This is a genomic window from Novosphingopyxis sp. YJ-S2-01 (assembly GCF_016093175.1).
Taxonomy (GTDB): Bacteria; Pseudomonadota; Alphaproteobacteria; order Sphingomonadales; family Sphingomonadaceae; genus Novosphingopyxis; species Novosphingopyxis iocasae.
The window spans coordinates 1,869,299-1,882,246 of sequence record NZ_JAEDAI010000001.1; the positions used below are offsets into that span (position 1 = coordinate 1,869,299).

At 61.9% G+C, this 12,948-nt stretch carries 11 protein-coding genes; 8 read left to right on the top strand and 3 right to left on the bottom strand.

The annotated features are described in order from the left end of the window. The first annotated feature begins 1 nt into the window (after position 1). The 6 genes from rplS to I6A82_RS09150 all read left to right on the top strand — a co-directional run bounded on the left by rplS (position 2) and on the right by I6A82_RS09150 (position 8,090). The gene (gene rplS, locus I6A82_RS09125; protein ID WP_187336051.1) at positions 2–376 is read left to right on the top strand and encodes a 50S ribosomal protein L19; all 375 of its coding nucleotides are present in this window, start codon (positions 2–4) and stop codon (positions 374–376) included. A 96-nt stretch (positions 377–472) separates the two neighbouring features. Next, positions 473–2,743, top strand: coding sequence for a S9 family peptidase (locus I6A82_RS09130; protein WP_198094609.1), 2,271 nt, complete (start codon positions 473–475; stop codon positions 2,741–2,743). A 172-nt stretch (positions 2,744–2,915) separates the two neighbouring features. Further along, positions 2,916–4,121 (top strand): APC family permease, encoded by a 1,206-nt coding sequence (locus I6A82_RS09135; RefSeq protein WP_198094610.1) that lies wholly within the window; start codon positions 2,916–2,918, stop codon positions 4,119–4,121. Between the two features lie 115 nt (positions 4,122–4,236). Next, positions 4,237–5,262 carry an aspartate-semialdehyde dehydrogenase gene (locus I6A82_RS09140; protein ID WP_198094611.1) on the top strand — a complete coding sequence of 342 codons (1,026 nt, stop codon included), beginning with the start codon at positions 4,237–4,239 and terminating at the stop codon, positions 5,260–5,262. A gap of 102 nt (positions 5,263–5,364) precedes the next feature. Continuing rightward, positions 5,365–6,123, top strand: a complete 759-nt coding sequence (locus I6A82_RS09145) for an alpha/beta fold hydrolase (protein WP_198094612.1) — start codon at positions 5,365–5,367, stop codon at positions 6,121–6,123. Between the two features lie 77 nt (positions 6,124–6,200). After that, positions 6,201–8,090 carry a M2 family metallopeptidase gene (locus I6A82_RS09150; RefSeq protein ID WP_332310954.1) on the top strand — a complete coding sequence of 630 codons (1,890 nt, stop codon included), beginning with the start codon at positions 6,201–6,203 and terminating at the stop codon, positions 8,088–8,090. An 87-nt stretch (positions 8,091–8,177) separates the two neighbouring features. Here I6A82_RS09150 and I6A82_RS09155 read toward each other — a convergent pair whose 3' ends face one another. The 3 genes from I6A82_RS09155 to I6A82_RS09165 form a co-directional block, all read right to left on the bottom strand. Further along, complete coding sequence (locus tag I6A82_RS09155; RefSeq protein ID WP_198094613.1) at positions 8,178–8,558, bottom strand: hypothetical protein; 381 nt, start codon at positions 8,556–8,558, stop codon at positions 8,178–8,180. A gap of 116 nt (positions 8,559–8,674) precedes the next feature. After that, positions 8,675–10,111, bottom strand: a complete 1,437-nt coding sequence (locus I6A82_RS09160) for an AMP nucleosidase (protein ID WP_198095567.1) — start codon at positions 10,109–10,111, stop codon at positions 8,675–8,677. 18 nt (positions 10,112–10,129) lie between these two features. Continuing rightward, complete coding sequence (locus tag I6A82_RS09165; RefSeq protein WP_198094614.1) at positions 10,130–10,603, bottom strand: peroxiredoxin; 474 nt, start codon at positions 10,601–10,603, stop codon at positions 10,130–10,132. 121 nt (positions 10,604–10,724) lie between these two features. Between I6A82_RS09165 and I6A82_RS09170 the strand changes: the two genes are divergently transcribed. Then, positions 10,725–11,288: a YqgE/AlgH family protein gene (locus tag I6A82_RS09170; RefSeq protein WP_198094615.1), complete on the top strand. Its 564-nt coding sequence runs from the start codon at positions 10,725–10,727 to the stop codon at positions 11,286–11,288. A gap of 126 nt (positions 11,289–11,414) precedes the next feature. Then, complete coding sequence (gene ahcY / locus I6A82_RS09175; protein WP_198094616.1) at positions 11,415–12,818, top strand: adenosylhomocysteinase; 1,404 nt, start codon at positions 11,415–11,417, stop codon at positions 12,816–12,818. The last annotated feature ends 130 nt before the right edge of the window (positions 12,819–12,948 follow it).

The following is a 12,948-nucleotide window of genomic DNA, read 5'->3' on the forward strand; positions in this document are numbered from 1 at the left end:
CATGAACATCATTCAGACACTTGAAGCCGAAGCGATCGAAGCACTCGGCAAGGATATTCCGGAATTCCGCGCGGGCGACACGCTGCGCGTCGGCGTGAAGGTGGTTGAGGGCGAGCGTAGCCGCGTCCAGAACTTCGAGGGCATGTGCATCGCGCGCTCGAACCGCGGCATGGGCTCCAACTTCACCGTTCGCAAGATGAGCTTCGGTGAGGGCGTCGAGCGCGTTTTCCCGCTCTACTCGCCGAACATCGATTCGATCGAAGTGGTTCGCCGCGGCGTCGTGCGTCGTGCGAAGCTCTATTATCTGCGCGGCCGCACCGGCAAGCGCGCACGTATTGCCGAGCGTCGCGATCCTCGTCCTGCCAAGGGCGCATAAGAACCAAGCCAGCCTTGCGCGGCAACGCGCGGCTGCTAGCATGAAGGGCGTACGGAGCGATCCGTGCGCCCTTTTCCTTTGTCTCCGGGACCGTTCATGAAGCGCACCGCCGTTCTGGCACTTCTTGCTGCCACCAGCCTTACCGTCTCCATCCCTGCCACCGCCCAGACCACGGATACCCAGCCGATGCCGCAAGTCTCCGTTCAGCAGCAGCCGCTGACGCTGGAGCGCATCTTCGGCAGTCCGTCGCTCAGCGGGCCGATGCCGCGCGGCCTCAAGCTGGCGCCCGACGGATCCATGGTGACGCTGCTGAAGAACCGCGAGGATGAGAAGGAACGTTACGATCTGTGGGCCATCGACCTGGATACGGGCGAGAGCCGCATGCTGGTCGACAGTGAAAAGGTCGGCTCCGGCGCGGCGCTGAGCGAGGCCGAAAAGATGCAGCGCGAACGTGCGCGCATCGGCAGCCTGAAGGGCATCGTGTCCTACGAGTGGTCGCCCGACGCACAGTCGATCCTGGTGCCGCTCGACGGCGATCTTTACCTCGCGGGCCGCGACGGCGAGGTGCGCCGCCTGACCGATACGCCGGAGGGCGAGCTCAACCCGACGCTGAGCCCCGGCGGCGGCTATCTCAGCTTCGTGCGGGACGGGCGGTTGATGGTGCAGCCGATGGACGCGAGCACTGCTAACGCCATCACGCCGGAAGAACCAGCCGATGTCGAATGGGGCGTCGCCGAGTTCGTGGCGCAGGAGGAAATGGACCGCGACACCGGCCAGTGGTGGGCGCCGAACGACAACCGGATCGCGGTGGCGCGGGTCGATAACCGCCCCGTCGGAGTGGTTACCCGCGCGGCCATCGGCGCGGACGGGACCGAGGTGTATGATCAGCGCTATCCGGCCGCCGGCACACCCAATGCGATCGTCGATCTTTACGTCATGAACCCGGACGGCAGCGACCGTGTGAAGGTCGACATGGGGGCCAATTCCGACATCTATCTGGCGCGCGTAAACTGGGCGCCGGATGGCAAGACGCTGTATGTGCAGCGCCAGAACCGGCCGCAAACCGAGATCGATCTGCTGAAAGTGGACCCGGCGACGGGCGCCAGCGAGGTGCTGTTTTCCGAGGAGCAGCCGCGCTTCACCAACCTCTCGAGCAATTTCCGTGCGCTGAAGGACGGCAGCCTGCTGTGGTCTTCGGAGCGAACCGGCTACAACCATCTCTACCGTTGGAAAGACGGCAAGTGGACGCAGCTGACGAGCGGCGATTGGGTGGTCGGTTCGGTCATCGGGCTGGATGAGGACAAGGGCCTCGTCTGGTTCACCGGCAATCGCGAAACGCCGTTGGAAAACCATGTCTATCGCACGCGCCTCGACGGCAAGGGCAAGGTGGAACGCCTGACCGAAGAAGGCTGGTGGAACGGCGCGAACATGGACGGCAAGGCCCGCGCCATGCTGGTGACGCGTTCCAGCCCCACCCAGCCGCCGCAAACCTATCTGGCGGATGCCGATGGCAAGCGCAGCTTCTGGATCAGCGAGAACAAGCTGGATGCCTCGCACCCTTACGCGCCTTACCTCGCCAGCCACGTCGTGCCCGAATTCGGCACGCTGAAGGCAGAGGACGGCAGCACGCTCTATTACAAGATGATGAGCCCCAAGCGCGAGCCTGGGAAGAAATATCCCGTGTTCGTGCAGCATTATAACGGCCCCGGCGCGGGACGGCAGGTCAAGCGGGACTGGGTAAGTCCCTTGCAGGAATATCTGGTCGATCAGGGATGGATTGTGTTCTCGATCGACGGGCGCGGTTCGCCGGACCGCGGCAAGGCGTTCGAGGACCAGCTCTACAAGAAGATGGGCACAGTGGAGGTGGAAGACCAGCTGACGGGCGCGCGCTGGCTGAAGGAACAGCCCTTCGTCGATCCCGAGCGCGTCTCGATCTACGGCTGGTCCTATGGCGGCTATTTGACGTTGAAGCTGCTCGAGGCCGCGCCCGGTTTCTACGCCGCGGGCGTATCCGGGGCGCCGGTGACCGATTGGACGCTATACGACACGCATTATACCGAACGCTATATGGGCATGCCGAGCGAGGGCGATAATTATGAGCGCGCCGGAGCGCTGGCCAATGCGGAAAAGATCGGCGATCCGCTCCTGCTCATCCACGGCATGGCGGACGATAATGTCGTGTTCCAGAACGCCACCCAGCTCGCTGCGAAGTTGCAGGGCAGCGACACGCCGTTCGAGATGATGTTCTATCCCGGCCAGACGCACAGCGTCGGCGGACCGAAGATCAGCCCGCATGTGTGGCACACGATCCTGAACTTCCTCGATCGCCGCGGGGTTGGACCGAAGGAAGAGGGCGCGGCGCAATAGCGACGCACGAATTCGGCTCTGAAGCTAAATCCCGGCGGCGCTGCCCGGCACCGCCGACCGGGAATATACCCCAACGCGGAATGAAGGGCGAACCAACGCGCCGCATGGTTGTTTAACATATCCCAGCTTAACCGATGATCGGCAATGCTGCGCAAGGACGGAGCGTGAGCCGATGGCATCTGAAAGCGACAGCAAGCCTCATAAGCTCAGCCTGAACGCCTCCTGGTCGATGGCAGTGGGCGGCATGATCGGTGGGGGCATCTTCTCCACCCTCGGCGTGGTCATTGCCGTTGCTGGTTCATGGGCCTGGGCGAGCTTTCTGATCGGCGGTCTGATCGCACTCGCCACCGCGCATAGCTATGGCAGGCTTACCCGCCATCATGGCAGCGCGGGCGGGGCGTTTGCCTATTTGCATGAGCGCGACCATCAGAGCGCGGCGAAGGTTGCCGTGTGGATGCTCTTTATCGGTTATACGCTGACGGTTGCGGTCTATGCCTACACTTTCGGCGCCTATCTCGCCGATGCGCTGGGTGGGCCGGAGTGGCTGAAGCCAGCCTCCGCCGTCGCCGCCATCGCGATCCTGGCGGGCGTCAATCTGATCGGCGTGAAGGAAAGCGCGGGCGTGGAGATTTTCGCGGTTTGGGCGAAACTCGCCATCCTGCTGGCGCTCGCAGGGATCGGCCTTTTACAGTGGGCGCCGGACCAGTTGGCCGCCAGTGCGGGGGCGGCGTCGCATCAGTCGCATATCCTCGGTGCGGTTGTCGGAGCGGCCAGTGTGTTTATGGCCTATGAGGGCTTTCAGCTTCTCGCCTATGATTATGACGAGATGGAAGATCCCGATCGGAACGTGGAACGGGCGATGATCTGGGCGGTCGCTTCGGTGATCCTGGTTTACATTCTGGTCGCGCTCGGCACGGCGATGCTGATCGGCGCGGATGCCATCATCAAGAACAAGGAAATCTCGCTCGCCATTGCGGGCCGCGCGGCGGCGGGAACGCCGGGCTTCATCGCCGTAACGATTGCCGCAGTGCTCTCGACCGCGTCCGCCATCAATGCGACCATTTTCTCGACCGCACGGCTCGGCAAGCGCGCGGCGGAGGAGGGCGGCATGCCCGGCGTCTTCAACAAAACGCTTGCCGATGGCGTGCCCTGGTTCGCGACGGTGCTTATCGCCGGAGTGGCGGCGCTGCTGGCGCTATTCGGCGGGCTCGATCCGCTGGTAAAGGCGGCGAGCTTCGTTTTTCTGACGGTGTTTGCGCTGGTCAACATACTCGCGGTGCGGCGCGGTGCGGGTGAGACCTGGATATCGATAGCAGGTGCGGCGGGCGCGATCCTTGCCGCGCTGGTGCTTGCGGCGCATCTCGCCGGTTTGGTCTGATCGCTTAGCGCAGCATCCGTTTGCCAAAGCGTTGCTTTTGGCCGTGCACGTACCACTTTGTTGCTATGCAGCAGGTTCTCCGGCATGCGCTCGCCGGACGAGAAGGAGATGAAAAGTGGGTTATCGGGTGGCCGTGGTCGGCGCGACGGGAAATGTCGGCCGGGAAATGATGAACATTCTGGCCGAGCGGGAATTCCCGATCGACGAGATCGCCGCCGTCGCCAGCTCGCGCTCGGTGGGCAGCGAGGTCGAGTTCGGCGAAACCGGCAAGATGCTGAAGGTGAAGAATATCGAGCATTTCGATTTCGCCGGATGGGACATCGCCCTCTTCTCTGCTGGATCGGGCGCCTCCAAGACCTATGCGCCGAAGGCTGCCGCCGCCGGCTGCGTCGTGATCGACAACAGCTCGCTCTATCGCATGGACCCGGACGTGCCGCTGATCGTGCCGGAAGTGAATGGCGACGCGATCGACGGGTACAAGGCGCGCAATATCATCGCCAACCCAAATTGCTCGACCGCGCAGCTCGTGGTGGCGTTGAAGCCGCTGCACGATGCCGCGAAGATCAAGCGCGTGGTGGTGGCGACCTATCAGTCGGTTTCCGGTGCGGGCAAGGCGGGCATGGACGAGCTGTTCGAACAGACCCGCGCGATTTTCGTCAATGACGAGAAGAGCCAGAACGTCTTCACCAAGCAGATCGCTTTCAACGTCATTCCGCATATCGACGTCTTCCTGGAAGACGGCTCGACCAAGGAAGAGTGGAAGATGGTGGTCGAGACCAAGAAGATTCTCGATCCCAAAATCAAGATGAGCGCAACTTGCGTGCGCGTGCCCGTGTTCGTCGGCCATTCCGAGGCGGTGAACATTGAGTTCGAGGATGAGATTACGGCGGAGCAAGCACGCGATATCCTGCGTGAGGCGCCGGGCATCATGCTCGTCGATAAGCAGGAAGACGGCGGCTATGTCACGCCGGTGGAATGCGTGGGCGACGGCGCGACCTATATCAGCCGTGTCCGCGAGGACTCGACCGTGGATAATGGCCTGTCGCTGTGGTGCGTCTCCGACAATCTGCGAAAAGGCGCCGCGCTGAACGCGGTCCAGATCGCCGAACTGCTCGGTCAGAAGCACCTGCAAAAGGCCTGAGACTGGGGCAGCTCGGTCACGCCGAGGGCAGCCACAGCCAAAAGACGCACTTTTCCAGCGGCGCGGTGGATTTCATCGCCGCCGCTGGTTAGGTCTTCTGGCATGACCAAGACCGCCACCAAAGAAACCGTGCCCTCCTTCGACGGCACCGAGCTTGCCGTCCATATCATGGGGGAGGGGCGGCCGGTTATGCTGTTGCACGGCCTGTTCTCTGAAGCGCAGACCAACTGGATTCGCTTCGGCCATGCCGAAAAGGTGGCGGCCGAAGGTTTCCGCGTGATCATGCCGGACTTTCGCGCCCATGGCGAAAGCGCCGCGCCACCCGAAGCGGAAGCCTATCCCGAAGACGTGCTGGTGCGCGATACCGAGCATCTGATTGCGCATTACGGCCTCGAAGACTTCGATCTCGGCGGTTTCTCGCTTGGCGCGCGCACGACGGCGCGGTTGCTCGGCAAGGGATTGAAGCCGGGCAAGGCCATTCTCTCGGGCATGGGCATGGAAGGCCTTTCGGGCTGGGGCAAGCGGCGCACCTTTTTCGTGGACGCGCTGGCAGCCTATGAGACAGCCAAGCGCGGCGATCCGCACTGGATGGCGATCCAGTTCATGAAGACCCAGAAGATCGATCGCGGTGCGATGGGGCATCTTCTCGCCTCGATTCCTGAGGCTGCGATCGAAGACTTCAGCAATATCGACACGCCGGTGCAGGTACTGTGCGGCCGCGATGATCGCGACAACGGCTCGCCCGAGGCGCTGGCCGAGCAGTTGCCCAATGCCACGCTCGACTGGATTCCCGGAACGCATATGTCCTGCGTAACCAAGCCGGAGCTTGGCGAGGCGATGGCGCGCTTTCTGGCGGCTTGACGGCCCAACCGGCAGGCGGCACGGTCCGGCGCATCGAAGACAGCGCAGCCAATGCGCCATCCAGGAGAGTATTTCCCGTGACCAGATTTCATCGCAGCATTTCGTTCGTAGCGCTGGCCGCCGCCAGCCTGGCCGCGGCAGCCCCGGCTTATGCGCAGGCCGTGGGCCGCGGCGGCAATAATGGATCGACCACCAGCGAGGCCCCTGCGCCGGATGCAGATGCTGTCGTGCCGAGCAAGGCCGAGGCGGAGGCGTTCGTGGAAACGGCGGAAACGAAGCTTGCCGAATTCTCGCTTCCGGCAGCGCAGGCCGCCTGGACCAACGCGACCTATATCACGGACGACACCGATGCGCTGGCGGCCTATTTCGGCACCATCGGGACCGAAATGTCGGTCGGCTTCGCGAACGACGCTGCGCGCTTTGCCGATGTGCCGGGCCTCGATTACGATACCAAGCGCAAGCTCGATACGCTGCGTGGCGGCATCGTACTTCCGGCGCCGACCACGCCGGGTGCAGCGGCGGAGTTGAATACCATCTCTACATCGCTCCAGTCCCAATATGGCAAAGGCAAGGGCACGCTGAACGGTGAGCCGATTAACGGTAGCGACATCGAAGCGGCTATGGGGACCAACCGCAACCCTGCCGATCTGAAAGAGATGTGGACCAGCTGGAACACCAATGTGGGTGCGCCGATGCGCGACGATTACATCCGCATGGTTGCCATCGCCAATCAGGGCGCGACGGAACTGGGCTATAGCGATGTCGGATCGATGTGGCGCTCTGCTTATGACATGCCGCCGGAAGACTTTACCGCGCTGACCGACAAGATGTGGAATGACGTAAAGCCGCTTTATGACGAGCTGCATTGTTATGTCCGCACCAAGCTGAACGAGAAATATGGCGACGAGGTGCAGCCCGCCACCGGCCCGATCCGGTCCGACCTGCTCGGCAATATGTGGGCGCAGGAATGGGGCAATATCTACGACGTCGTGGCGCCCGAAGGTGCTGGCGATCTTGGCTATGATGTCACCGAACTGCTCGAGGCGAAGGATTACGATGCGCTGAAGATGGTGAAGACCGGCGAGGGCTTTTTCACCTCGCTCGGCTTTGAGCCGCTGCCGCAAACTTTCTGGGACCGTTCGCTGTTCACCAAGCCGCGCGACCGCGAAGTGGTGTGCCATGCTTCGGCATGGGATCTCGACAATGTCGACGACCTGCGAATCAAGATGTGCATCAAGGTGAACGCGGATGACTTCGTCACCATCCACCATGAGCTGGGCCATAACTTCTACCAGCGCGCCTACAACAAGCAGCCCTTCCTCTATCTCAACGGCGCGAACGATGGCTTTCATGAAGCGATCGGGGACATGATCGCGCTGTCGATTACGCCGGAGTATCTGACCCAGATCGGCCTGCTCGACAAATCGCAGGTGCCGAGCGCGGACAAGGATATAGGCCTGCTGCTGCGTCAGGCGATGGACAAGGTGGCGTTCCTGCCCTTCGGCCTGCTGGTCGATAAATGGCGCTGGGGCGTGTTCGACGGTTCGATCCCCAGCGATGGCCTGCAAAAGGGCTGGGATGATCTGCGCTTGGAATATCAGGGCGTCACCCCGCCGGTGCAGCGGACCGAGGCGGATTTCGATCCGGGCGCGAAATATCACATCCCGGCGACTACACCCTATATGCGTTACTTCCTGGCGCGCATCCTGCAGTTCCAGTTCTACAAGGCTGCTTGCGACGCCGCCGGATGGAAGGGGCCGCTCCACCGTTGCAGCTTCTACGGCAACAAGGAAGTCGGCGAGAAGCTGAACGCAATGCTGGAAATGGGCGCCTCGCGCCCTTGGCCCGATGCGCTGGAGAAATTCACGGGCAGCCGTGAAATGTCCGGCAAGGCAATGCTGGAATATTTCGCGCCGCTTCAGTCCTGGCTGAAAAAACAGAACAAGGGCCGTAGCTGCGGTTGGTGAACCGCGCGCCGTTACACGCTCAATTTTCAGTCACCGAACAAAAAAGGGCGCCGTCGCGGCGCCCTTTTTCTTTATAAGATCGGTCGATCACTTTTTGTCGTGATTGACCTTGGTCGAGCCGCTGCGCATTTCCGGCATGCCGACCTTGTCGACCTCGGCGCGCGCGGCGTCCTTCTTTTTCTTGTCCTTGTAGACCTTCGTACCGACCACTGCCGCCGCAGCTGCCGCTGCCACGCCGCCTACGACGGCTGCGGTCTTGCCGGGGTTGGCCTTCACGGTTTCGCTCGTCTTCTGAGCGCCGGCCTTGACCGACTCCGATGCCGACTTTGCCGACTCGCCGACCTTCTTACCGGCCGCCTTGCTGCTGTCGGACACTTTCTTGCCAGCAGACTTGATGCCGTCGCTCGCCTTCTCGGTGGTCGACTTCTTGGCCGGGGGAGTGGTCGTGGTGCTCTTCGCGTCTACCATATTTGGTCTCCTGTTCGTTCAATCTCGCTCAATCAATGCACGAGCGCGCGACTTGTTTCCAAACGACAACAAGTCGATGACGCACCTGCGAAAAAGTGGCGAGATTGCCCGAGACCCTAGCGGAACGGCGGCTCGTTGAAGGCACGCAGCTTACGGCTGTGCAGCTGCGCTCCGGTTGCGCGCAGCTTGTCGCAGGTTGCAATCCCGATCTGGAGATGGGCCGAAACCGACTCTTCGTAGAAGCGGTTGGCTTGGCCCGGCAGCTTGATTTCGCCGTGCAGCGGCTTGTCCGAAACGCATAGCAGCGTGCCATAGGGTACGCGGAAGCGATATCCCTGCGCGGCGATGGTGGCCGATTCCATGTCGATCGCGACCGCGCGGCTCTGCGAAAAACGCAATGCACTGGCCGAGAAGCGCAGCTCCCAGTTGCGGTCATCGGTGGTCACGACAGTGCCGGTGCGCATCCGGCGCTTCAACTGGTCCCGGTCAATCTCCAGCGTTTCCTCTGCCGCCTCAGCCAGTGCCTGTTGCACCTCGGCAATGGCCGGGATCGGAATTTCGGTGGGCAGCACATCGTCCAGAATATGGTCATCACGCAGATAGGCGTGGGCCAGCACGAAGTCACCGATCCGCTGCGAGGGACGCAGGCCGCCGCAATGGCCGATCATGAGGAATGCCTCGGGCCGCAGAACGGCCAGATGATCGGTAATCGTCTTCGCGTTGGACGGGCCGACGCCGATATTGACCAGGCTGATGCCGCTGCGGTCTTCCCCGATCAGGTGGTAGGCGGGCATCTGGTGCTTGCGCCAGGTGCTGTCGGCAACAAGATCGCCCGGTGCATCATGCGACTGGTCGATCAACAGCCCGCCAGCACCCGCCAGCGCGCTGAACCGTCCCTTACCGACCTGCTCACAGCCCCAGCTGACGAATTCGTCGATATAGCGGTGATAGTTCGTGAACAGCACGTAACGCTGGAAATGTTCCGGCGCGGTGCCCGTATAGTGGCGCAGACGCGCGAGCGAGAAGTCGGTGCGCAGGGCATCGAACAATGCGAGCGGCGACGGTTTGCCAAGCGCTGCCACAAAGAGGCCGTCTGCGGCTTCATCTCCGATATCGGCAAGATCCGTGGTCGGAAAATGGCGCGCCAGTTCCAGCGACGCAACGCCGCCCAGTTCCAGCCCGCTGCCTGCGTCCAGCACATAGGGATAGGGAATTTCTTGAGAGCTAACGCCGATATCGGCTTCGATCTCATATTGCGCATCGAGCAGTTTCAGCTGCTCGGTCAGATAATCCTCGAACAGATCGGGCCGGGTTATGCTGCTGGCATAGCTACCTGCGCTCACCAGCCGCCCGAAGGATGTGGTGCGATGTCGATCCCGCTTTTCACCTTCATAGCGGATGGTGAGCTCGGGATAGGCGTAACGCCCCTCGGCCCGTGCAGAAGGTGAGGGCGCGGTACCGTCCTTGATATAGGCGATCAGGTCGGCGCGCAGGTTCGCGACGGCGCTTTCATAGCGCCGTCGCAATTCCTCGATGATCTTTTCCGGAGTAATGGCTCGAACCTCCCTCGCTTATAGCTGCTCGAGCATGTGATCGGCAGAGCTGACGCGGAAATCGCCGGGCTGCTCGACATTCAGTTTTGTCACGACACCGTCGTCCACGATCATGGAGAAACGCTGGCCACGCGTGCCCATGCCATAGCCGGTGCCGTCCATCGTAAGATCCAGCGCCTTCACGAACTCGCCATTGCCGTCGGCGAGCGGTGTGATGTCCTTGGCATCTTCGGTCCACTTGCCGAGCACAAAGGCGTCGTTCACGGCAGTGACGGCAATTTCATCGATGCCCTTGGCCTTCAGCTCGTCCGCCTTGTCGACGAAGCCGGGCAGATGACGCGCCGAGCAGGTGGGCGTGTAGGCGCCGGGCACGGAGAAGAGCGCGACCTTGCGGCCCTTGAAGAACTGATCGAAATCGACCGGCTGCGGGCCGTCATCGGTCATGGTGATGAACTGGGTCTTGGGGAGGGTATCGCCTTCCTTGATGGACATGCCTGTTTCCTTTCTCGGGACTCTAGGGAGCGTTGCATATGGTCCTTGGCGCGAAACTTTCATCCCCGCAATGCCCGCCGCAAGCTGGACGCTTGCGCTACGGCCCCTATGTTGAACTGCTATGACTCAACCCATCTACTTCACTGGCCGCTGCCTGCTTGCCATGCCGGGCATGGGCGATCCGCGCTTTGAACGCGCGGTGATCGCCATGTGCATGCACGATGAAGAGGGGGCGCTCGGAATCGATCTGGGCCGCACGGTGGATGGCGTGAGCGCCGCCGAAGTGTTTCGCCAGCTCGATCTGGAGGCCGCCGGGCCGGCAGAAGGGCAGCCACTGCTACAAGGCGGGCCGGTACAGACCGAACGCGGCTTCGTGATCCACAGCCTGGATTATCAGCGCAGCGATACAGTGGATGTTGCTGGCCGTTGGGGCCTGACGTCCAGTCTCAGCATTCTTACGGACATTGCAGAGGGCAGGGGACCGGAAAACTGGCGTCTCGCTTTAGGCTATAGCGGCTGGGATGCCGGGCAGCTGGAGGAGGAGATGACCCGGCCCGGTTGGCTGCTTGCCGATTGCGATACTGATGTGCTCTTCGGCGAAGGGCCCGAGCATGTCTGGAGCGCGGCCTATCGGAGCGCGGGCATTGACCCCGCCATGCTGTCGAGCGGCTTCGGCGCGGCCTGATCGGGCCGCCGCTCACCCACATATAAAGTTTTCTTTATATTTGCCTGCACAGCCGTTATGGAGCGCACCATATCGGCTGTGCGCGCCCCGCACGGCCGCGAATCACGCCTCTCCAGGAGACATATCATGGCAACCGCCGCTCAGGATTATATCGTCGCAGATCTTTCGCAGGCCGATTACGGCCGCAAGGAAATCGCCATCGCCGAAACCGAAATGCCCGGCCTGATGGCTTTGCGTGAGCGTTACGGATCGGACAAGCCGCTGAAGGGCGCGAAGATCGCCGGTTCGCTGCACATGACGATCCAGACCGCCGTTCTGATCGAGACGCTGGTCGCGCTCGGCGCGGATGTGCGCTGGACCACCTGTAACATCTATTCCACGCAGGACCACGCCGCCGCCGCGATCGCCGATCAGGGTATCCCCGTGTTCGCTGTAAAGGGCGAAACACTCGGCGAATATTGGGACTATGTCGCACGTATTTTCGATTGGGGCGATGAGCCCTGCAACATGATCCTGGACGATGGCGGCGATGCCACGATGTTCGCGCTGTGGGGCGCGCGCATGGAAGCGGGCGAGAGCATGGACGCGCCGGAAAATAAGGAAGAGCGTGAAATGCAGCGCGCCCTCAAGGAATTCATCGAGAAAAAGCCGGGCTATCTCACCAAGACGGTCGAGGCGATCCGCGGCGTTTCCGAAGAGACCACCACGGGCGTCCACCGCCTTTATGAGCTGTCAAAGGCAGGAAAGCTGCCTTTCCCGGCCATCAACGTGAACGATTCCGTCACCAAGTCGAAGTTCGACAATAAATATGGCTGCAAGGAATCGCTGGTCGACGGCATCCGCCGCGGTACCGACGTGATGATGGCCGGCAAGCTGGCTTGCGTCGCGGGTTACGGCGATGTCGGCAAGGGCTCTGCTGCCTCTCTGCGCGGCGCCGGCGCCCGCGTGCTCGTGACCGAGATCGATCCGATCTGCGCCCTGCAGGCGGCGATGGACGGTTTCGAGGTCGTCACCATGGAAGAAGGCGTGAAGCGCGCTGACATCTTCGTCACGACGACGGGCAACAAGGACGTCATCACTATCGAGCACATGCGCGGCATGAAGGACATGGCGATCGTCGGAAACATCGGCCACTTCGATAACGAAATCCAGGTCGGTGCCCTGGAAAACATGAAGTGGACCGAGATCAAGCCGCAGGTCGACATGGTCGAATTCCCGGACGGCAAGCGGATCATTCTTCTGTCCAAGGGTCGCCTACTCAACCTCGGCAACGCGACCGGCCACCCCAGCTTCGTGATGAGCGCGAGCTTCACCAACCAGGTGCTGGCGCAGATCGAGCTGTTCACCAAGCACAAGACCGGCGAATATGAGAACGACGTCTATGTGCTACCGAAGCATCTCGACGAGGAAGTGGCCGCGCTGCACCTTGAGAAGCTGAACGTGAACCTCACCAAGCTGACCGAGGCGCAGGCGAAATATATCGGCGTCGAGCAGGAAGGCCCGTTCAAGCCCGAGCATTACCGCTACTGATCGGACGATCCTCGCCGTATCTTGCGGCGAGATTTGCCGAGCGAACATGAGGAGCCGCAGGCCCATCGCCTGCGGCTCTTTCGCGTTTGGGCTGCGCATCAAGAAACCGGTTTAGGAGCTTGAGCGGGTG